The organism is Aeribacillus sp. SP014 (genome assembly GCF_054055575.1).
The window spans coordinates 1,859,508-1,882,161 of sequence record NZ_JBSRXI010000001.1; the positions used below are offsets into that span (position 1 = coordinate 1,859,508).

Annotated in this window: 19 protein-coding genes, 1 pseudogene and 1 riboswitch; of the genes and pseudogenes, 19 read left to right on the top strand and 1 reads right to left on the bottom strand. The window is 38.8% G+C overall.

Going from position 1 to position 22,654, the window contains the following annotated elements; genetic code table 11:
- Window positions 1-112 precede the first annotated feature (112 nt).
- The 9 genes from ACVIJU_RS09135 to ACVIJU_RS09175 all read left to right on the top strand — a co-directional run bounded on the left by ACVIJU_RS09135 (window position 113) and on the right by ACVIJU_RS09175 (window position 8,124).
- A complete protein-coding gene (locus tag ACVIJU_RS09135; RefSeq protein ID WP_235600520.1) occupies window positions 113-727 on the top strand; it encodes a hypothetical protein in 615 nt (204 codons plus the stop codon).
- A 175-nt stretch (window positions 728-902) separates the two neighbouring features.
- Window positions 903-1,091 carry a hypothetical protein gene (locus ACVIJU_RS09140; protein ID WP_063389690.1) on the top strand — a complete coding sequence of 63 codons (189 nt, stop codon included), beginning with the start codon at window positions 903-905 and terminating at the stop codon, window positions 1,089-1,091.
- Between the two features lie 2 nt (window positions 1,092-1,093).
- Window positions 1,094-1,903: a serine/threonine protein kinase gene (locus ACVIJU_RS09145; RefSeq protein ID WP_165381931.1), complete on the top strand. Its 810-nt coding sequence runs from the start codon at window positions 1,094-1,096 to the stop codon at window positions 1,901-1,903.
- Window positions 1,904-2,674: a sporulation protein gene (locus ACVIJU_RS09150; protein WP_063389692.1), complete on the top strand. Its 771-nt coding sequence runs from the start codon at window positions 1,904-1,906 to the stop codon at window positions 2,672-2,674. It begins immediately after the preceding gene.
- Between the two features lie 1,012 nt (window positions 2,675-3,686).
- Complete coding sequence (locus ACVIJU_RS09155) at window positions 3,687-4,289, top strand: phosphatase PAP2 family protein (RefSeq protein ID WP_063389693.1); 603 nt, start codon at window positions 3,687-3,689, stop codon at window positions 4,287-4,289.
- 79 nt (window positions 4,290-4,368) lie between these two features.
- Window positions 4,369-4,677 (top strand): YodL domain-containing protein, encoded by a 309-nt coding sequence (locus ACVIJU_RS09160; protein ID WP_082829560.1) that lies wholly within the window; start codon window positions 4,369-4,371, stop codon window positions 4,675-4,677.
- 97 nt (window positions 4,678-4,774) lie between these two features.
- On the top strand, window positions 4,775-5,479 hold the full coding sequence (deoD, locus tag ACVIJU_RS09165) for a purine-nucleoside phosphorylase (protein ID WP_340806494.1): 705 nt from the start codon (window positions 4,775-4,777) through the stop codon (window positions 5,477-5,479).
- 236 nt (window positions 5,480-5,715) lie between these two features.
- Window positions 5,716-6,555: a M15 family metallopeptidase gene (locus ACVIJU_RS09170; RefSeq protein ID WP_456687497.1), complete on the top strand. Its 840-nt coding sequence runs from the start codon at window positions 5,716-5,718 to the stop codon at window positions 6,553-6,555.
- Between the two features lie 183 nt (window positions 6,556-6,738).
- Window positions 6,739-8,124, top strand: coding sequence for a S41 family peptidase (locus tag ACVIJU_RS09175; RefSeq protein ID WP_456687931.1), 1,386 nt, complete (start codon window positions 6,739-6,741; stop codon window positions 8,122-8,124).
- Between the two features lie 537 nt (window positions 8,125-8,661).
- On the opposite strand, the gene ACVIJU_RS09180 is transcribed toward ACVIJU_RS09175, so the two are convergent.
- Window positions 8,662-9,075 carry an Hsp20/alpha crystallin family protein gene (locus ACVIJU_RS09180; protein WP_063389698.1) on the bottom strand — a complete coding sequence of 138 codons (414 nt, stop codon included), beginning with the start codon at window positions 9,073-9,075 and terminating at the stop codon, window positions 8,662-8,664.
- Window positions 9,076-9,213: 138 nt separating this feature from the next.
- Between ACVIJU_RS09180 and rarD the strand changes: the two genes are divergently transcribed.
- From rarD to sucA, 10 genes and pseudogenes are all read left to right on the top strand, one after another.
- Window positions 9,214-10,113, top strand: coding sequence for an EamA family transporter RarD (gene rarD, locus ACVIJU_RS09185; protein WP_063389699.1), 900 nt, complete (start codon window positions 9,214-9,216; stop codon window positions 10,111-10,113).
- Window positions 10,114-10,147: 34 nt separating this feature from the next.
- Window positions 10,148-10,414, top strand: coding sequence for a hypothetical protein (locus tag ACVIJU_RS09190; protein ID WP_063389700.1), 267 nt, complete (start codon window positions 10,148-10,150; stop codon window positions 10,412-10,414).
- 14 nt (window positions 10,415-10,428) lie between these two features.
- Window positions 10,429-10,776, top strand: a complete 348-nt coding sequence (locus ACVIJU_RS09195; protein ID WP_063389701.1) for a YojF family protein — start codon at window positions 10,429-10,431, stop codon at window positions 10,774-10,776.
- A 17-nt stretch (window positions 10,777-10,793) separates the two neighbouring features.
- Window positions 10,794-11,462, top strand: coding sequence for a bacillithiol biosynthesis deacetylase BshB2 (gene bshB2, locus ACVIJU_RS09200; RefSeq protein WP_063389702.1), 669 nt, complete (start codon window positions 10,794-10,796; stop codon window positions 11,460-11,462).
- A gap of 183 nt (window positions 11,463-11,645) precedes the next feature.
- Window positions 11,646-12,728, top strand: a complete 1,083-nt coding sequence (locus ACVIJU_RS09205; protein WP_456687498.1) for a LysM peptidoglycan-binding domain-containing protein — start codon at window positions 11,646-11,648, stop codon at window positions 12,726-12,728.
- 974 nt (window positions 12,729-13,702) lie between these two features.
- Window positions 13,703-13,895: riboswitch (Lysine riboswitch) on the top strand.
- Between the two features lie 138 nt (window positions 13,896-14,033).
- Window positions 14,034-14,337 (top strand): annotated as a pseudogene (locus tag ACVIJU_RS09210) (group II intron maturase-specific domain-containing protein); the annotation flags it as partial.
- Window positions 14,338-14,456: 119 nt separating this feature from the next.
- Window positions 14,457-15,923 (top strand): amino acid permease, encoded by a 1,467-nt coding sequence (locus ACVIJU_RS09215; protein ID WP_066250317.1) that lies wholly within the window; start codon window positions 14,457-14,459, stop codon window positions 15,921-15,923.
- An 800-nt stretch (window positions 15,924-16,723) separates the two neighbouring features.
- Complete coding sequence (locus tag ACVIJU_RS09220; protein WP_130157580.1) at window positions 16,724-17,629, top strand: ATP-binding protein; 906 nt, start codon at window positions 16,724-16,726, stop codon at window positions 17,627-17,629.
- A gap of 10 nt (window positions 17,630-17,639) precedes the next feature.
- Window positions 17,640-19,556 (top strand): vWA domain-containing protein, encoded by a 1,917-nt coding sequence (locus ACVIJU_RS09225; protein ID WP_456687499.1) that lies wholly within the window; start codon window positions 17,640-17,642, stop codon window positions 19,554-19,556.
- A gap of 250 nt (window positions 19,557-19,806) precedes the next feature.
- Window positions 19,807-22,650 (top strand): 2-oxoglutarate dehydrogenase E1 component, encoded by a 2,844-nt coding sequence (gene sucA, locus ACVIJU_RS09230; protein ID WP_063389707.1) that lies wholly within the window; start codon window positions 19,807-19,809, stop codon window positions 22,648-22,650.
- The last annotated feature ends 4 nt before the right edge of the window (window positions 22,651-22,654 follow it).

Sequence of the window (22,654 nt, forward strand, 5' to 3'; positions counted from 1 at the left end):
TTGATGATGCATATAATGTGATAATCGAAAGAGTGATGGCATTAAAGGGGGTGCCTTCATACTGAAAAGAAAAAAACCGAAGTTCAATATTGGCGATCAAGTCGTTATTACTTTGTACGGTACTTTGGGGACGATTACAAACATCCATACGATGGACGAAGAGTTTTTATATGAAATCAATTACAGTGAAATTTTATATTTTGAACATTCATTACAGTTTTTATCAGAATATGATGGGACTGTGTTTGAGTCAGAAACGGTTGAAGTGGAACTGATGTTTGGAATTGGCGATCTTGTTTATGTGAAAGGCTACGGTGATGAAATTTTCAAAATTGTCGGGTACCGGACGGAATTGTGGAGGTATAAAGACGATGCGTGGGAGGAAGTGATTTATGAATTAGTGCGGGTGCGCGACGGGGAATGGATGGAATCATCTGCGGATGAATTAAAGCTGGCCGTTTCGAAAAAAGAAGCAGATCAACATTTGCAAAATATTCATATTATCCAACATATTGCTGGGATGGGCGCACAGAAAAATGCTTCTGCTCCGATGAACAGCCAAAAAAACGAAAAGAAAACAAAGCCTATGCAGCAGGAAATCATTGATTCCCTCCTTGATCTGTATAATGATTACAAAGGTCTTTACGATTTATTTGGTGATAAAAAATATAAGGAAATGATGGACGTTGTCATTCAATATTTGAAAAAAATGAGCCGCTTACCATGATCTTTTTTTGAAAAATTTTCTAATGAAAAAACTGCAATGGATGACAAGTAATAGAAATAGAGGAATGGAAGATTACCAGGTCTTCCAATCTTTTTATTCAAAAAATTTTTTAAACTGAAACCAATACAGATTTTTTTCGTAAAAACAAGTAATACAAGAAGGAGGGAAAAGGTGTATGTTGAGAAAATTCATCAAATCGTTTTTAGGTCATCGCCCTTACCATTATTCCAGCAGCAGCCACTACCACAAAAAGCATTATCCTAAGTCAAAATACAAACATGATCCAACTTCTTACGGCCATCATTATTATAAAAGAAAACATCGCTCTGGGTTTGGATTCTTTTCCGGTTCGTATAGCAGCTGATGATGGAAGTATGGAAAAAGTTTTGGAAGCCGTTTCCGCTTTGGGGTGAGCGGCTGCATAAACCAGGATCTGTTATCGAACGATACGTAGTCCAAAAATTTTTAGGAGTAGGGAGCTACGGAATCACGTATCTTGTAGAAGATTTGTCCACACATCAAAAAGTCGTTTTGAAGCAGCTCCGAAAGCGAAGAAAAACAACGGGTGAACGGCCTTTTCAAAAAGAAAGGGAAATATTGCAAAAATTAAGTCATCCTGCCGTTCCAGCTTTATACGCTGAAATCAATGACGGTAGTCATCAATATCTTGTCATGGAATACAAAGAAGGGCTAACATTTGAGCAATTAATCTTTCAATTTGGAAAAAAATATTCCGAAAAAGATGCTTTTCATTATTTAACAAAAATTCTCGAAGTTGTCCAGTATATACATGATCAAAACGTTGTCCACCGTGATTTAAGAATACCGAACATTCTTCTTTACAACGACAGTATTTCCATCATTGATTTTGGCTTGTCCCGTTTGATTACAGATGAAGAAGAGGAGAGTTTTCATAAATGGGAGCCGGAAAAGCAAAGGATGCGTAAAATTAGCTTTCAGACGGATTTTTATGCGCTGGGGCATTTCGTATTGTTTTTGCTTTATTCATCATTTGATCAAAAGGGAAAAAAAGAAAAAAGTTGGGAAGAGGAGCTAGATATTTCCGTAGAATCAAAGAATATTATAAAAAAGCTGTTTGGAATGGATGGTTCATACAGATCAGCAGAGGAGATTCTAGAGGATATTCAGAAAAATTCCGAAATAGGGGGAGAATAAATGTCTCTATTTAATAAAATTTTCGCGGGCATTGGGATTGGAGCGGCAAAAGTAGATACGAAGCTTACCTCCTCAACGTTCTATCCCGGCGAAGAGGTGAAAGGCATTGTTGTCATTAATGGAGGAAACGTTGAACAAAAAATTGACGAAATTTACTTGTCCGTTCTTACGCATTATATAAAAGAAGTAGATGATCGTAGAGAGAAGAGGCAAGCAGAAATCGCTAAAATACAAATCAATAAACCTTTCGTCATACTGCCGAATGAAACGAAAGAAATTCCGTTTTCATTTCAGCTTCCGCTTGATACTCCAATTACTATCGGAGCATCCAAAGTATGGATTCATACCGGATTGGATATTAAAGGAGCGATCGATCCGAAAGATACGGACTATATCGACGTTGTTCCCGGTGGCTTAATGAAGGAAGTATTAAACAGTATAAACCGAATCGGATTTAAGCTCCTTCAAGTTGAAAATGAAGCAGCGCCATATCGTTTAAGAAAAAGGCTACCGTTCATTCAAGAGTTTGAATTTTATCCGACTTCCGGTCCATTTAGAGGCCGTTTAAAGGAGCTTGAAATTGTTTTCTATTCGATAGGCGAACACGATATTGAAATGATTATGGAAATTGACCGAAGAGCAAGAGGACTTTCCGGGTTTCTCGCCGAAGCGCTAGATTTGGATGAAAGCTACGTTCGAGTTCGTGTAAGCAGGCAGGACGTGCCGAATCTTGATAGCAAGCTTATCAATATCATTCGCCAATATAGCTGATAAACAAGGAAAGCCTAGTTTTTTTGTATGAAAATTTTACAATCATGTCCAATTTAAATGGCGTTGTCATAAAATCCGACGGGGAATAGAATCAGTCGGTTATGGCGTAAGTCGGTGTATAACAAAGCTCTCATATTAGCGACAACGGAGAAGACTATTCCGTTTAGAAAAGCTGTCAAAGTAGCTGTGCAGTCAAATTACGCGGCATTTTTAACTAGCTAAATTCGATAAAATCGGACCAACCCAAAATGGGAGGAAGAGGGCACATTAAGGCTGCGAAAATGGAAGGGGTGTTGGACAGCACATATCGTCACCCCTCTGCTTTTGCTGCTCAGAAATAGAAGCCAGCTATCAAAAATTTATGGCGATGAAGGACTTAAAAATCAAAGCTCTCTCTATATATAAAGACGGAAGGAAAGTATCCAGTTCACACACTCTCTTGAAAAGATGAATGAACGGATTTATCAATGCGCGGCAACGAACGTAATTAAGTAAACTTCTTAACTTGAATAAGAAAATACCAGCAGCACGCAAAGGAAATTCTCCTCCACCTTATTAAAAGGCGGCCATCACTACTATTTAACATCAAAAAGAAGCATCATTCTTTTATTGCTTTGCTCGGTTAATTTTACTATTTTTCATGAACCCATAAATAGTTAAGAAAACAAAAAATATACATAAGACTGTAAAAGTGATGCTATAACTTATATTATGTTCGCTGTATTTGTCATAAGCAAACATCCCCAACACGATCGAATTGATCAACAGATTTAATAGTATGAATGGATGTATTTTTTTATCCACTGTTTTCCGCCACCTCCCCAACTATCATTCTATCATAGGTTTCAGCAAAAATTGTTTCGAATATCAGCGATAAAAAGAATAAGACGTTTTAAACGATTTGCGTTTTTCCTATTTTTTACTATACTAAGAAATACAACGAAACGAAGGGAGGAAAAAGCGATTACCTTTCCCACTTTCGCTAAAAAGTGGCATATCTTCGCTGCCTTAGATGAATAAAACATATATATTTTTCATCCTGCTTTTTTATTTGATAACGAGTTCCTTTGCGATTAAAAATGAGACAGTTCGCCATGTTGACGATACAATTGTTCAATCAATCGAAGGGGTTCGAAATGATCCATTCACTTCCATTATGTTCTTTTTCACAGAAATTGGTTCATATCATATTCTTCTCCCTGTCACTATTTTCATAAGTATTTATTATATATTTCGAAAAAAATGGATCACGTTTATTATTCTTTACATAAATTTATACGGCGTTCGTTGGATGAATGAAATGATAAAAGAAATGGTGAAAAGAGAGCGCCCTGATTTTGATCGACTGACCGATATTTCCGGCTACAGTTTTCCAAGCGGTCATACGATGAATTCAACAGCTGTCTACGGTTTGATCGCTTATTTAATCAGCACCCGCATAAAAAAAGGAAAGCGGGTCGTTTTTGCCGTTTCCAGTATTTTATGTCTGTTGATTGGATTAAGCAGAATTTATTTGGGAGTTCACTATTTAACAGATGTTTTGGCGGGATTTGCGGTTGGATTATGCTGGCTTATGTTTATCTTGACAATATCAGAAAAGGTTCGACAAAAGTAGTTGACATTCGCAGCAGGAATTCCCTCCATTGACAGCAAATAAGTTTGGAAAATTGTATTTGGAGGGGACAAGGTTGGCACTGAATCTTCTTAAATTGTCTAATCCATCGACCGATTATGATGTGACGATCTTTCAAACACCAAACATCGGGGAGAAAAAAGGGTATCGACCCGTATACCGCTTAACTGTCCGTGCAAAAAATCATCAGGAAGTGCTCAAAAAAATTTTTCGGAAATTTAATATTTCGGAAGCGATCCCTCCGGATTATAACGGACGTTATATTTGGACAGGAGACATTGTTTTTATTGATGAAGGAAAAAATGGAACAAAGTATTATAAATTAGTGACCGGCGGGTGGGAAAAAATTCACCGCATTCACGTCCGGTGATTGGAGGATGCAAAATATGCTGCACGGATTCTCATGAAAAATCTGCTATGTTATGATAATATTACTTCAATTATTTTAAATGAAGGGGCTTGATAACATGAGCATTCATATTGGTGCGAAAAAAGACGAGATTGCTGACAAAATATTGCTTCCCGGTGATCCCCTTCGGGCCAAATATATTGCGGAAACCTTTTTGGAAAATGCTGTATGCTACAACAAAGTTCGAGGAATGTACGGTTTTACCGGAACTTACAAAGGAAAGCGCATCTCTGTCCAAGGAACAGGAATGGGGGTTCCATCGATTTCGATTTACATTCATGAACTCATGCAAGAGTACGATGTGCAAACGCTTATTCGCGTTGGCTCCTGCGGTTCCATTCAAAAAGACGTCCGCATCAGAGACTGCATTTTAGCTATGAGCGCATCAACGAATTCCCAAATGAACCGCATAACGTTTGGCTCTGTTGATTATGCGCCTACCGCTAATTTTGATTTGTTGAAAAAAGCTTATGATGCTGCAGTATCAAAAGGAATCGACGTCAAAGTCGGAAGCGTGTTCACGACGGATTTATTCTATAATGATCAAGCGGAGCACGAAAAATGGGCTGAATACGGAATTTTGGCAATTGAAATGGAAACGGCTGCTCTTTATACACTTGCTGCGAAATTCGGCAGAAGAGCATTATCTGTTTTAACGGTCAGCGACCATGTCCTGACTGGGGAAGAAACATCTGCTGCCGAAAGGGAATCGACCTTTAACGAAATGGTTGAAATCGCTCTTGAAGCTGCTATACAGGAATAAAACGGCATGTGCGGAGTCATGCCGCTTTTTATTTTTTAAAACATGTTCATAAAAATTGAAGGAAACGGCTTAGCTCCATTTATTACATTCACTCTCTTGTTTTAGTTTTTGAAAGATCGTCATCTGCTCCTTTCTTTTATTGAACGTTATGATAAGTTATAATGTAAGAACCGTTTTTCTTCTGTTTGGACAAGTGTTAAAATAGGAGTGAGAGATTATACAAGGTGGGAATTTTTATGCATAAAATCATCGCAGTCACGATTCTTGCAGCTTTGATGCTTGCCGGATGCTCAATGCCATTTGATAAGCTTCCCTTTTTTCATGGAAGCGACTATGTTGAAGAGAATGAACCGCAAGCAAAAACAGTAGAAAACAAAGAACTCGTCCAAACTACGGAAAAAACCGTCCAAACAGAACAAATTGATCCGGAATTTTTGCTTGAGGAGCAATATTTTAATGTCGTACAAACGGTTAACGGTCAACCCGTTATTCAAAATCCTGACAATATTTTAGTTCTTGTCAATAAAGATTTTTTCCTTCCTGTCGACTATAAACCAAATGATTTGACAGTGCCAAACATACAGTTTTCATTCGGGGACGCGGATGTTCCGAAGCGTTATTTGCGCAAGGAAGCAGCTGCGGCACTTGAACAGCTTTTTGCAGCTGCGAAAAAAGACGGCGTGATTCTTTTCGGAGCCTCAGGCTTTCGTTCGTACGAGCGGCAGGTTGAGCTGTTTGAAGCAGAAAAAAAACAAAAAGGGGAGCAAAAAGCAGTTCAAGCAGTAGCAAAGCCTGGTCAAAGTGAGCATCAGACAGGGTTATCTATTGATGTGACGAGTGAAAGTGTAGATTTTCAAATTACTGAAAAATTTGGGGAAACGAAGGAAGGAAAATGGCTTCAACAAAACGCCCATAAATTTGGCTATATTATCCGCTATCCGAAAGGGAAAGAAGCGATCACAAAATATAAGTATGAGCCTTGGCATATTCGCTACGTTGGAAAGAAAGCTGCAAAAGTCATATATGAAAATAATTTAACACTTGAAGAATATTTCCAAAAAGTAAAGAAAATTTAACCGAAGCTCTCCCGCTGATGCGGGATTGATTTTTTCATAAACAAGAGATGAAGGATGAAAGAGCGTTGATTTAACGTTTTGACTTGTCATTTCTTTGCCGACAGAAACACATAGACCGTTTGACGATATTGTAATTGTCGGACATAATGAAATGGGTGGATTAAAGGGGGAGTTGTGTTGTATATTAAAAAACGAAATTTTTTCATCGCTATTGTACTGACGGTCATAATAACTTGCGGTTTTACGCTCACATTACTCAACTTTACGTCAGCATCTGAAAAAGAAAATGATAGTTTTGAGAAGCTTTATTCAGCATATGATACGTTAAAGCAAGAATATTATAAAAAAATAGATGATGAAAAATTGGTAGAAGGTGCTGTCAAAGGGATGGTAGAATCTCTCGACGACCCGTATACGTCATATATGGATTTGAAAGAATCAGAAGGATTTGAAGAAAATATATCTTCAAGCTTTGAAGGAATCGGTGCAGAAGTAACAGAGACGAACGGCTATATCATGATCGTCTCACCGATAAAAGGCTCGCCCGCCGAGAAAGCAGGGTTGAAGCCGAGAGATAAAATTTTAAAAGTTGACAATAAAAGTGTTGAAGGAATGTCTGTGAATGAAGCGGTATCTCTTATTCGTGGCGAAAAAGGAACGAAAGTAAGCCTTGAAATTGAACGGGATGGCGTCGGCACGCTGACCTTTACGATTACAAGAGATACGATTCCGATTGAAACAGTTTATAGTGAAGTAGTAGAAAATAAAATTGGAAAAATACAAATCACAAAATTTTCCGAGAACACGGGAAAAGAATTGGCAGATGCATTGACAGAGCTGAAGGAGAAAAACGTAAAAGGAATTGTCCTCGATTTAAGACAAAATCCTGGGGGATTGATGGACCAAGCCATAACGATGTCAAATATGTTTGTAGACAAAGGCAAAAAGATTTTGCAAGTTGAAGCAAAAGACGGATCAAAGGATATTTATAAAGCGGAAAATCAACCAATCGTTGATGTTCCGGTCGTGGTCATCACAGATAATGGAACAGCCAGCGCAGCCGAAATTATGGCCGCGGCTTTGAACGAATCGGAGGGAATTCCGATTGTAGGAGAAAAAACGTTCGGAAAAGGAACCGTTCAAAGCGCTAAAACGTTTGAAGACGGTTCGTCGATGAAATATACGATTGCCAAATGGCTGACACCTTCAGGCAAATGGATTCACGAAAAAGGAATAGAACCTCAATATAAAGTGACTTTGCCTGAATATGCTCATTTACCATATTTAAATCCGGAAAAAACGTTGCAGGAAGGCGACGTTTCAACAGAAGTGAAAACAGCTGAGAAAATGCTTCAAGCTTTAGGCTATAAAACAGATGTGGACGGATATTTTGATAAAGCATTAAAAAATACTGTTGTTGCTTTCCAAAGAGACCATCAATTAAAACAAACGGGGAAAATCTCACAAGATACGACAATCAAACTGATGGATTTAGTAAGAGAAAAAATTGAAAAAAATGATACCCAAATGAAAAAAGCAATTGAAGTATTGAAATCGAAGATGGAATAAAATTGACAGCAGCGGCTTGGTCTTCCGGCCGCCTTCTTTATTTTCAGATTTGTTCAAGCATATTGTTGACATTGAAAGGACTTTATTTAAGGAAAGTCCTGTTGCAAAAGCTTTACTTAACTGATTTTTTCTATACGATAAAGCAAGAGGGAATGATTGCTAATACAACTAAGGCATCCAAATATATGTAAAGTGATCGCAAATAAAAAAGGGCAAGTGACAAATATTTTGCTTTTAAATTCTTGCCTACCTTCTCCACTTTTCATTTCATTTTAAAAAATTTAATAATCATAGACCTCCCTATCGTTCTGCCATTTTCATTTCATTTTTGTTGAGCTTTCATATAATGCGGCGAACGTTCGCTTCGATATTTTTGAATTGGTGTTAAGAAAAGGGATTAAAGTAAAATGCGGAATCGGATTTGTCTGCATTTCATCTTCAGTTTCAGGAATATGTTGAAGATCCCTTTTGGCAGTGCGGAGTTTATCCATACGAAAATTGGATGAGTGGAGGCTGGTTAACAAAACCGGCCTCATTTTACTCAGATGGGAAAAGATCAATTTCCGTATAATGATGATCTTTTAATTTCACGAATTTAATTTCAAGAATTCCGTCAGAAAAAACGGCTTTTGTCCCTTTTCTTTTCACAGGTGCAGGAAATACAAATTTTTTTTGTTGATTTTTTTCCGGATAATTCATAAGATGCAAATGGTGTTGGTTATGTTGGATTTTTATCATTTTTTTTAAATCATCATTCATCGGAAGTTTAATATAGATAAATTCATCTGTCTCATAAAATTCAGGTGAAGGAGGAGCTTCTTTATGATTCATAATAGGAAAAGGACTGGTGAATGGGAATTGCTCCGTATAGTGTGAACCAAACGCTTGCTTCATTACTTCCTGAATATATTGTTCAACATGTCCGGCATTCATGTTTTTCCAAAGATTCATTGCTCACACATCCCTCTTCGACCCTAATTGTTACATTGTAATATATGACTGCTGCGGAAAGATCGTTCAAAACAATTTCTTGGAAAAAGCGATCGAAACAGAATATAATGTGTGATATGGGAAGGAAGATGATCTAGCATGAGATCAGGAATCATGTATATTAGTCTATCTTATATTTTATGGGGGATATTCCCTATTTATTGGAAAGTATTAGACCATGTGTCATCTGAGGAAATTTTGGCTCATCGAATCATATGGTCTTTTGTTTTTGTGTTGCTGTTGCTTTTGTTCCAAAAACGATTTGCTGATTTTTTATATGAGTGCACAAAAATCGTTAAATCACCCAAGATTTTGTTAACGTTGGCTCTTTCATCCTTCTTAATCAGCGCCAATTGGTTTGTTTATATTTGGGCGGTGAATCATGACCGTGTACTTGAGACAAGTCTTGGTTATTACATAAATCCATTGGTGAGCGTACTATTAGGAATGATCTTTTTGCATGAAAAATTAAACAAAGGGCAGCAGACCGCGTTTTTGTTTGCGGCTTTCGGAGTGCTCATATCAACTGTCCATTATGGCCATGTCCCGTGGACATCGCTTATTCTTGCGAGTACATTCGGGTTTTATGGACTGGCTAAAAAAGTGATAAAATTAGATTCTGCTTTTGGTCTGGCGCTTGAAACGTTTGTTGTGTTTCCAATTGGAATCATTTATGTGCTATACTTAGAATCGTTAGGAAGCAGTGTTTTTTTTGAATGGGATGCATCGACCAACTTTCTTCTAATGGGAACAGGCGTCATTACGGCGATCCCTTTATTGCTGTTTGCGAAAGGTACGCCTAAAATTCCGATGTATTTTCTCGGAGTCTTGCAATATATTGCGCCAACGATCACTTTTTTTCTCGGCGTTTTTCTTTACCACGAGCCGTTTACTGTTGTAGAATTGATCACCTTTGTTTGCATTTGGACAGGCATCATCATTTTTACAATGAGTGAACCTTCTTTCAAAACGATATGGAAGACTAGACTCTCAAAGTAACCTCATGCAAGCAGGTTCCTCGAGGTGAATAAATGTGAATGATAACGAACTTCTTCATGCATACAGAAAACTTTGGTCAAACCGAACTCTTTCAGTAGGGTCAGATGAGAAAAAAACGTTGGAAGAGGCGATTAAAAAAGAACTCCTCGATGAAATGACTCACCCTAGAGTAAGAAAAAGTCCAGATAAAAAATTACTAGATGCGCTGAAACGCATTATAGCAGCCGACATTTCACCGGAAGAGAAGCTTGAATTAATCAGCAAGCATATGGAGATGTATGAGAAAATCTTAACAAAATAAAGAAGGTGGAAGCTTTGAAACCGATTGATCCGATAAGGGTTCAAAAAATCATTGATTCTTTTTTACATAAAGAGGTGTATATTCATCTTGAAACGACAACCGGTGCTTATACTTCACACCACAATCAAAACAGCATGACTATTGTCGCGTTTGTCCGAAATGCAAAAATTACATTTTCACAAGGTAAAATAAAAGGAACAGGACCATACCGTGTCGGATTAAAAACAGAGGAAGGCTGGGTGTATGCTGAAGGTCTTACCGATTATACCGTTGATGAACAAAATCGCCTGCTCATGGCCGGCCACGATCGAGATGGAAAGCTTGCCATTGCATTACAAATTAGTGAAACTCCATTTTCTTAAAAAGGAGAGAGGAATAAATGGAAGAGAGGTTATTAGTGATCCTGCCTCATCCCGACGATGAATCGTTCGGAGCAGCAGGACTGATCGCTTTAAAACGGAAAGCAAACGTACCTGTCACGTATGCTTGCTGCACTTTAGGCGAAATGGGCCGCAGCATGGGAAAGCCTTTAATCGCCAATAGGGAGACATTAAAAGATATTCGAAAAAAAGAATTGGAGCAGGTCGCAAAAATTTTAAATATAAACGATTTACGAATGCTCGGCTATCGGGATAAAACATTGGAATTTGAAGATGAAGAAAAATTGGCAGACCATTTTGAACAGATCATCCGGGAAGTCAAACCGACCCTTCTTGTCACGTTTTATCCCGGTTATGCTGTTCATCCAGATCACAACGCTTGCGGCGAGGCGGTTATTCGTGCGGTGAAACGCTTGAAAAGGGAGGAGCGTCCAACCGTTTATTGCATAGCTTTTTCAAACGATCGATTTGAACATATAGGCGAGCCGGATGTAGAAATCGATATATCTGAAGTTGCAGATATAAAAATACAGGCATTGAAGGCTCATCGATCGCAAACCTATTCAATCGTAGAAAAAATAGAAGAAGGAGGAAAAGACCTCCCTCAATTTCAACAATTTTTTCATAAAGAAACGTTCTGGATTTACCCATTTGATGATGAAAAATAAACGATCGAATAGGCTGCTTTGAAAATATTTACAATACAGGTCTATCATCCTCTTTTTTGAAAAAATGATGAATTTTATCTTATAATATAGTAAAATATGAAGAAAGTTGTCGATATAATAAGTAAGAAATTTTATTGTACGATAAACGAACATAGGATGTCTCATATGAGGAGGAAAGGCTGTATGAAGAAAAAAGTGTTGGGATTAACGACATCCGCGGTTCTTGGATCTTCGGTTTTCGCAGGAGTCGCCTCCGCTGAAACGATTCGAGTAGAAGCCGGGGATACTCTTTGGGGAATCTCGCAAAGATATAATACTACTGTTGTAAAGTTAAAAGAAGCAAATAGACTTACAAGCGATACAATATACATAGGTCAGGTTTTAAATATTCCTTCAGAAGCATCGTCTTCTCCGAAAGCGAAAGTAACTGCTAATAATAAAACAGAGGCGGCTCCTAAACAAACTGGTTCGACATACACAGTGAAAAAAGGTGATACGTTATGGGGCATTGCCAAAAACAACGGAACGTCTGTCAGCGAATTAAAAAGGCTGAACGGATTAACCAGCGATTTAATTTATCCTGGCCAAGTGTTAAAACTATCTGGATCCAGCCAAACTGTATCTAGCGAAAAGGTTAGCGCCAAAGAACAGGTGCAGGCGCCCAAACAAACCTCACAAACTTCAAATAAAGCAAGTTCACAAAATACATATACTGTCCAAAAAGGCGACTCTCTATGGAAAATTGCTGTAAAATTTAAATTAACCGTCAATCAATTAAAAGCTGCGAATAACCTTTCATCTGACGTTATTTATCCCGGCCAAGTATTGAAGCTGTCAGGCTCTTCAGCTGATAGTGCACGTCAAGTGAATTCCGGTACAAAAACGAATTCTGATTCATCTACTCAAAACGGCAAAGTTTTAGTTATGATTCAAGAAGCCAAAAAATTAGTTGGAGTTCCGTACAGATGGGGCGGAAATACGCCATCTGGTTTTGACTGCAGCGGATTTGTTTACTATGTATTAAACAAAGTGACATCCGTTTCTCGGTTAAGTACAGCCGGTTATTGGAACATGATGAAACCAGTAAGTTCACCAGATGTCGGAGATTTTGTATATTTTTCAACATATAAAGAAGGTCCTTCCCATATGGGAATCTATCTTGGAAATGGAGATTTCATTCATGCCGGATCAAGTGGCGTGCAAATATCGAATTTAAACCAAAAATATTGGAACGATCGATATTTAGGAGCCAGATCTTATTTTTAAAATTATATTTTGCGAGAATGAGAAACATGAAGCAATCAGCCGTTTGTTGGCTGATTGCTTTTTTAATCGGAAGAATGATAGAATCGTCTAATTTGCCGATACATCCATCTTACTGGAGATTGTGTATATGTATGAAATTTAGGGTTGTTAAAAATTTTCCGACATTATTGACAAGAAATACAATTGTATATAAAAATTTATATTTTGCAACGAATTCAGCAAATGACATGGAATAATTTTAGAAAATAAGGCATACTCTGTTGATCTGAAGGAGGTGCTATAGGTATTGATTAGGAGTACGGTCATACAGGATATTACAGATATTGTAAATCTGTTCGGTGGGACGGACTCTACCATGTAAATATATTCAATTAATATCTACTAACATGAGGTGAAGAAGCTATTGGAAGTTAGTGAAATTTAAAGAAAACGTGAGAATTTTGAAGAAAATTAAAGTTTATAGAGGGAGGGTGAAATGATCCCGACACCATTTTATTATTATGCTTTTAGGCTGAGAAGTGATATCCAAGCTGTAAAGAATGCTTTACTTCCCCTAAAACATCGGTCTGCTTGAGGGTCAAATCAATCGCTTACAAATAATAAAACGAGTGACTTGCGGACGACTGGATTATTTTTGTTAGAGAAACAGGTACTTTATCGATTGTGATAACTATTGCGAAATAACAAATATAAACTTGTTTTCAACCCTTACTCGTTTTCATAAAAAATTTCGTAAGAACCATATTTAAAATCATTTCTAAACAAAAGATCGAAGTCATCACGAGAAACCATGTCTTCTATCTACAACAATCATCTGGTAGACCGATTGATCATCTTTTGAAAGCAATGGTTGGATTTTAAAAAATCCTATACGAAAAAATCTTGTCTCAATCGAGGTGCAAATAGATATTGTTTTTGCACAAAAATTGTTTTATAATCATTATGGAATTAAATAAATAGCATCCTCATTCACCCGATGAGGTAGAGGTTGCGGCTTTTATGAGTACTGCGAACGAGATGCAGAGAACATTGAAGACTTCGCTGGAAAGGGAAAGCCGCCGAAGTTCGCACATTTCTCTGGATGTGCGGACTGGGGTTGCCACCGAACAGGGGCAGCACTGTCACGGTTTGCCTGAAGAAAAGCAGCCGTGGAGCGCTATCTTCACGGAAGGGTTGATACGGGTAATGTTTGTATTGCCGCCGAATCACCTTCGGCGGCTTTTTTGGTGCGCCCAGCATGGGTGTAATCTCTAGGGTGAAAGTCCCGAGCTGCAAAGGCAGAAGAGCAGTTAGCTTAACGCAAGAGGATGGTGCGGCTATTTTGCCTTGTCAGGTACGCCAAGTAAGTTCAAAGAATTTGGCGAATGGATCAGGCGAAGACTTCGAATGTGTTTATGGAAAGAGTGGAAAACGCCGAAAACAAGAATTCGGAAACTCAGAGGATTAAGTGTTCCAACGCATAAGCCATTCGAGTGGGGTAATACGCAAGAAATACTGTCGGATTGCCTGCAGTCCCATTCTACACAAAACCCTCGACAACTCCTACTGGAGTCGACAAGGGTTAAGAAGTCTATTCGAAAGATATCAATTTCTGCGTCATCTTAATTGAACCGCCGTATACTGAACGGTACGTACGGTGGTGTGAGAGGTCGGGGGTTAGTCACCCACTCCTACTCGATTATCACCCGGCTCCTTTCCATGACAAAGAAAAAAGGAGCGATGAAAACAATGGAAAGCGTTATTAAAAAGAAGGAAACAGCTACGACCGCCCATTCTTCGCCTAACCAGCTTCGACGCAAGCTAAAAACAAGGCATTTAACGATGATTTCTCTTGGTGGGACGATTGGCACTGGATTGTTTTTAGCCAGCGGTGGAGCAATTCATACTGCTGGGCCGGGCGGAGCGCTGGTAGCGTATATTGCAATTGGTATAATGGTGTATTTTTTGATGACCAGTCTTGCAGAAATGGCAGCTTATATGCCAGTTACTGGAACGTTTAGTACGTATGCAACTAAGTTTGTCGATCCTGCGCTCGGATTTGCTCTAGGATGGAATTACTGGTACAACTGGGCCATTACGATTGCCGCAGAGCTCTCTGCTGTGACTATAATTATGAAATTTTGGTTTCCTGATAGTCCTTCACTTTTATGGAGCGCTTTATGCTTAGTGGTTATGTTTCTGCTTAATTATTTATCCGTAAAAGGATTTGGCGAAGCAGAATATTGGTTTTCGCTCATTAAAGTAGTAACAGTCATTATTTTTCTTATTGTCAGCTTTTTAATAATTGTAGGTATTATGGGTGGTGAAGCGGTTGGATTTAAAAACTTCACCATCGGCGACGCTCCATTCCATGGTGGTTTCATGGCGACTCTCGGCATTTTTATGGCGGCGGGTTTTTCTTTCCAAGGAACAGAGCTGCTTGGAGTTGCAGCAGGTGAAAGCGAGGATCCGAAACGTAACATTCCTCGCGCCATTCGGCAAGTATTTTGGCGCATTTTGCTATTTTATATATTGGCTATTTTAGCAATCGGACTTCTTATTCCATATACGAATGAAAATCTAGCGAATAGCGATGTTACGGTCAGCCCGTTTACTCTCGTTTTTGACAAAGCTGGCATTGCGTTCGCTGCATCCGTTATGAATGCTGTCATTTTAACAGCGGTTTTATCAGCTGGAAACTCTGGTATGTATGCGTCTACTCGGATGCTTTGGGGGCTAGCAAAAGAGGGGAAAGCGCCAAAATTTCTGGCTAAGTTGAATCGCCGGGGAGTCCCTGTTAATGCATTACTGGTTACTGCTTCATTAGGAACACTTGCTTTCTTGGCTTCGTTTTTTGGGGATGGGATCGTCTATGTATGGTTATTAAATGCTTCTGGTATGTCGGGGTTCATTGCATGGCTTGGCATTGCAATCAGTCACTATCGTTTCCGCAAAGCGTATGTTGCGCAAGGGAGAGATCTCCGTGATCTTCCTTACAAAGCAAAATGGTTTCCATTCGGACCGCTGTTTGCTCTGGTACTTTGCGCGGTCGTCATTTTGGGACAGAACTACAGGGCCTTTATGGGAGAATCAATCGACTGGTACGGTATTCTCGTTTCTTACATTGGATTGCCATTGTTTTTAGCAGTTTGGTTTGGCTATAAAATCGTGAAAAAGACAAAGGTCGTTCCTCTCGATGAATGTGAATTAGACTAAAAAGCCGCTTGAAAAGACGCATTAGTATCCAAAATCTGCACGCTCGGTGTTCAATGGATTTTGTATGCCATCACAACGACGAAAACGCTCGTATGGTGCAGGACAAGTGTAAACGAATGATGGTCCAATCAGAAAAGCCGCTCTTTCTTGATACGGAGCGGCATTCATCAGTTAAAGGGAAAGCTTCAACTTTTCCATCAAATGATTTGTTCTTTTTATTCCGATAATTAAGATTGTCTGTTCAGAGCTCCCAACATTCAGAGATGGGGGAATGGCGGAAAGGCGTCTTTCATTTGGTAAGATAGAAAACGATTGGATTGAATCCATTCCTCCCTATATAGATGTAACTTGACATGTTAACATCTGTATGGATATGTAGCTTGGACCGTTTTTCGACGGTCTGAAAATAGGTGTCTTTTCTTAATGTTGCCAAAATGTTAAATGATACATTTGAATTACAAGATCTATATATATAATTTTAACTAAGCTACTGGTATGCGAAAGTTGAGTTCAATATAAATAAATTTCTATATAATTTATTGATTTATAGGGGGCTGTCTAATAAGTCGATTTTTGGGCTTATAGACGCCCCTTTAACTTTTTTTAAAACGTTGATATATTCATGCTTATGATTTGATGGATTTTGACTTTCTGGACAATCCCAGTAGTACAAACCACGTCTATGGTTTGTGCTGTCTGTAAAAATTACAATATTTTAAATTCAAAAGAATCTTAAAAATTAATGTGTTAAAAAAGGATATGATATAGTTATGTAGTGAAACAATATAAAAAAGAACGTGATGATTAGAAAGGAAATTTTTATGATGTCTTTAGAGCTTCATTTGCCAAAAGAAATAATAAATGTAATTGAATCTCGCAAAAAGCGGGTGCATTCTGATCAAGATCAAAGATTAATTGGACAAGGCGGTTTTTTGTCTGACGATCCAGTCATTTTGTATGATGCGCTGGTGGCATTGGCCCTTGGAAAAAATGTTTTGTTAAAAGGACCGACCGGTGCTGGGAAAACGAAACTTGCTGAAACGCTGTCATCATTTTTTTCTCAGCCGATGCACAGCATTAACTGTTCAGTTGATCTTGATGCCGAAGCATTGCTTGGATATAAAACGATTGTCAATTCCAGCAATCAAACAGCCATTGAGTTTGTCGAAGGACCTGTTATTCAGGCGATGAAAAAAGGGCATTTTTTATATATAGATGAAATCAATATGGCGAAACCTGAGACATTGCCAATTTTAAATGGGGTGCTAGATTACCGGAGGCGGATCACGAATCCATTTACACAAGAGGTTGTGGCGGCGAAAGAGGGATTTGGTGTCATCGCAGCTATTAACGAAGGGTATGTAGGGACGGTTCCGTTAAACGAAGCGTTGAAAAACCGATTCGTCGTGATTGATGTTCCATATGTACAAAATGAAAAGTTAAAACAAGTGCTCACTGAGCAGTCTTCTTTAAAAGATGAAAAGCTGATAGAAAAGTTTCTCACATTATCCAGCGACATTATTACACAAGTAAAAATCGGGAAGGTTTCGGAAGAAGCAGCTTCCATCCGGGCTTTGATCGATGCCTGCGATTTGTCGGTTTATTTGCCCCCTTTAAGAGCGATTGAACGGGCCATTGCAGCAAAATTGGATGATGAGCTGGAAAAAAGAGCGATCATGAACATTGCAGAAACCGTTTTTGAGTGAGGGAAATCCGATGCATTATATAAAATTTAATGATGAAATCATAGATTCAATGTTAATGATGGAGCTGTCCGATTTAGCGCAAACATTGACAAAACGAAGAGATATCGATATCGCTTTTGCCGTTCAGTCTTACTTTCATCCAGCAGAACAAAAAATTTATATCAGCCATTTTTGGAACGATCGTGCGGAAGAAGACAAGCTTGCAGGATTTAAATCAGACATTTATTTGCGCGCAATTGGCAGCTATTATTATACGGATTTTCATCAAATTGCTGCATTTCATGATCTCGTTCGGACATTACATCATCAAAAATTTGCAAAACAGCTGTTGATGCTGCTTGAAGATGTCCGGATTGTAGAACTGGTTAAACGCGATCGTCCCGGGACAAAGCGCTATTTCCGCAAGCGGCTGAATATTTATAAAAAATATTACCGTGATCAGATGAAAGCAAGCCTTGATCGGGGATTTGCAACCGATGCGCTCTTTGCGGCCCTGTATGAAATGGCTACGGCCACATCACCTGTTTTGAATGTACCAGAAATAAGCGTCCAAATAGATGAACTGCTACCTTTCGTGAAGGAACAAGTGATGAACGTATACGATGCAAATAGCACGAAAGAAGTTTCCGATATTGTCCTGAAAACGATGAGGCTGTTGGATGAAGTGTTGAAAAAAGATTTGATCCATACTTATTTCATTTTGCCTGATTTATCGGAAAAAGATCTCCATACCTTGACTTTTGACGACATGAAACGAAAAGACCGGCTTCAAAATCAGGATGCACTGGATAATGTAAAAAAGGGTGATGAAGATCTTCATGATGAAAAAATGGCCGTATGGCATCGTGAAACATCCACACCGACGAAAAGCTTTTTGCAATTTGATTTAGAACAAGGAACGCAAACGAATTTAATAGATGAACATGCAAGGCAAACTGAGACGGGAGATCAGGCGCTTGTGATTGTAGAAGGTTCAGCTAGACAGACTCAAAACAATTATTATGACGAAGTAAATGCTGATGAAAAGCTGCAAAAAGAAGCAGAGCAAGAAATACAACAACAACTCGGGAAGGAAAACAAGCATGCAAAAGCATATTTCCTGACGGCAAACATGCCAAAGGAAGCAGAAAAATCTGCGTATGAAAAGGAATTGCAGCAATTGATCGTGTACAAAAAACGTTTGCAGCGAATCATTCAAAAAACGCTTGAACATAAAAAGACATATCCAAAACAAGATGAACATTTCGGCAGATTGAATAAAAAGCTGTTGCGTCTATGGACGGATGAAAACCCGAAGCTTTTTTTCAAAAAAAGGAATCCTGCGAATGATCTTGACGGGGTGTTTACACTGCTCGTCGACTGCTCTGCATCCATGCACGACAAAATGGAAGAAACAAAACGAGGCATCATTTTGTTTCATGAAACGTTAAAGTCCGTTCGGGTTCCACATCAAATTGTCGGTTTTTGGGAAGACTCGGCAAACAGTACAGAAAACAACCAGCCGAACTATTTCAAAAAAGTAATCAACTTCGAAACTTCACTTAGCTCCAGCTCAGGACCAGAAATCATGCAGCTTTTGCCTGAAGAAGATAACCGTGACGGTTTTGCGATCCGGCATATGACAAACGAACTGCTTGCAAGAAAAGAGAAGCAAAAATTTCTTCTTGTTTTTTCAGACGGTGAGCCTGCTGCCTACGGATATGATCAAAACGGAATTGTCGATACACATGAAGCCGTAATGAATGCTCGAAAGCACGGTATAGAGGTGCTGAACATATTTTTATCCGCCGGAGCAGTTGAAGAAAGCAAAAGAAAGGTAATGAAAACGATTTATGGAAAACACAGCATCATGGTGCAAAATATCACAGAACTCCCGGACGTCTTGTTCCCGCTTTTGAAAAAATTGCTGCAAAAAACAATCGAATAAACCGCCAAAACATGGCAGAATACAACATGTATTCAAAAAATCAAGAAAATTATTATATAAAGATGCTAATTTTTAAGTAAATACTATTGGTCAATCTGATGAATAGTGTTAAAATAGCGGTGGAAGCGGTTATTTAAAAAAATATAGCTTGCTTCTTGTGGGATGGTGATGAGAATTTAAAAAAATTTTTTGTGGGGAAACAAAGCAGAAGAATTCTAATGATTAGTGATCATTGGGGGTTTTTAAGAAAATGGAAGAAACTTCGTCAAATTTAAAAATCGCATGGCGTGATTTTCACGGACCTAATTTAGGGTATGTCATGGACTTATATGAACAATATTTAGAAGATCCGAATTCTGTTGATGAAGAATTAAGAAACATGTTTGATGCTTGGGGGGCTCCTGAGGCTCTAACTGAACAATCTTATGTAAACTCCTCATCCACTGTAAGCAGAAATTTGTCTTATACGTTTGAAAAGCTGCAAAAAGTAGCAGCTGCTGTAAGGTTTGCAGAGGATATTCGGACATTTGGACATTTGGATGCTTCTATTTATCCTATGGGGATAAAACATAACGAAGAAGATGTTTTGAATGAATCAAGATACGGTCTGACGAAAGAGGACTTAATTGAAATACCGGCCAAATTGTTGAGTCCGTATACTCCTGATCATGTACACAACGGGTACGAAGCGATCCAATATTTAAAAGATGTTTATTCAAAATCGATTGCATTTGAATTTCAGCATGTCCACAATTTTGAAGAGCATGAATGGCTCAACGAAATGGTGGAATCTGGGAAAATTTTCAAAACACTTTCAAAAGAGAAACGCATTTCTCTTTTGAAGCGATTAACAGAAGTCGAAGGATTTGAATCTTTTCTCCATAAAACATTTGTCGGCCAAAAGAGATTCTCCATTGAAGGTGTTGATATGCTCGTTCCGATGCTTGATGAGCTGATTTCTGAAGCTGTGAAAAGCGGAACGACAAATATAAACATCGGAATGGCGCATCGGGGCCGACTAAGCGTGTTGGCTCATGTGTTAGGAAAGCCATTTGAGCTTATTTTCTCTGAGTTCCAGCATGCACCGAACAAAGAATTGGTTCCGTCTGAAGGTTCAATCGGAATCAACTACGGCTGGACCGGAGATGTGAAATATCATTTAGGTGCGGACAGAAAAATTAAAGATCATAATGTTGTTCGTGCACGGCTCACGCTAGCGAACAACCCTAGCCATCTAGAGTTTGTGGATCCGATTGTGGAAGGGTATACACGTGCAGCCCAAGATAATCGTAATGTGCGCGGATATCCTGAACAAGATATTCACAAATCCATGGCTGTGCTGATTCACGGCGATGCAGCATTCCCTGGCGAGGGAGTCGTGGCAGAGACTCTTAACCTTAGTCAGTTAAACGGTTACAAAACCGGAGGAACAATCCACATTATCGCCAATAATATGATCGGATTTACGACGGAAAGCCATGATTCTCGATCAACAAAATATGCCAGCGACCTAGCCAAGGGCTTCGAAATTCCGATCGTTCATGTGAATGCGGATGATCCAGAAGCATGTTTGGCAGCTGTTTATATTGCCATTTTGTATCGCAATAAATTCCATAAAGATTTCTTAATTGATTTAATCGGATACCGCCGTTACGGGCATAACGAAATGGATGAGCCGATGGCGACAAATCCGTTGCTTTATGAAAAAATTAAGAAACATGAAACAATTTGCAAATTATATGCTAAACAGCTTGAAAGCGATGGAATTATTTCCTTAGAAGACGCAAGAAAGTTTGAACAAGAAGTGCAGGATCGGCTGAAAAAAGCATACGATAAAGTTCCAAAAAACGAACATCAAGAAGAGGAAATTCATATTCCAGAAACGGTCAGCCATGGTCTGCCCAAAATCGACACGACTGTGCCGGTGGATGTCCTTGACAAAATTAACAAGGAATTAATTACGTTCCCAGAAGGATTCACCGTTTTTAATAAATTGCAAAAAATTCTAGAACGCAGGGCAAAAGTATATGAAGAAGAAAGAAAAGTAGATTGGTCGCTTGCAGAAGCGTTCGCTTTTGCGACAATCTTGAGAGATGGAACTCCGCTTAGAATTACTGGACAAGATTCGGAACGCGGAACTTTTGCTCATAGACATTTAGTCTTGCACGATGTGAAAACAGGCAAAACCTTCTCGCCACTGCATCGTTTGTCGGATGTTCAAGCATCGTTTGCGATTCATAACAGCCCGTTGTCTGAAGTTTCTGTATTGGGATTTGAATACGGATATAACGTATTTTCTCCGGAAACGCTTGTTATTTGGGAAGCACAATTCGGTGATTTTGCAAACGTTGCACAAGTCATATTCGATCAATTTATTTCAGCCGGCAGGGCAAAATGGGGACAAAAATCTGGACTCGTCATGTTGCTGCCGCATGGATATGAAGGCCAGGGACCGGAACATTCCAGCGGGCGTTTGGAACGGTACTTGACCCTTGCTGCAGAAAACAATTGGACGGTGGCAAATGTAACGACTGCTGCTCAATATTTTCATTTGCTAAGAAGACAAGCAGCGATTTTAACAAAAGAAGAAGTGCGTCCGCTCATCATTATGACGCCAAAAAGCTTGCTGCGTAATCCAAATACGGTTTCCGACGTTACAGAGCTGACTGAAGGTCAATTTCAACCGGTTATTGAACAGCCTGGTTTAGGTCAAAATAAAGAAAAAGTAAAACGTTTAATTTTGTGCACTGGCAAAATATCGATAGAATTGGCGAATGGTCTGCAAAAATTAGATCAAAAAGATTTTCTTCATATTGTACGGGTGGAGGAAATTTATCCGTTCCCTGAAGAAGAAATTAAAGAGATTATAGAAAGATACCCTAACTTGCAGGAAATCGTCTGGGTGCAAGAAGAGCCGAAGAATATGGGATCGTGGATTTTCACATATCCGCAATTAAAATCTATTGTGGGTGATAAGCTCGCTGTTAAATATATTGGACGTCCAAGACGGTCAAGCCCTGCAGAAGGAGACCCGACAATTCACAAAAAAGAGCAGAGCCGAATCATAACAGAAGCGCTTACATGGAATGAATGAGGAG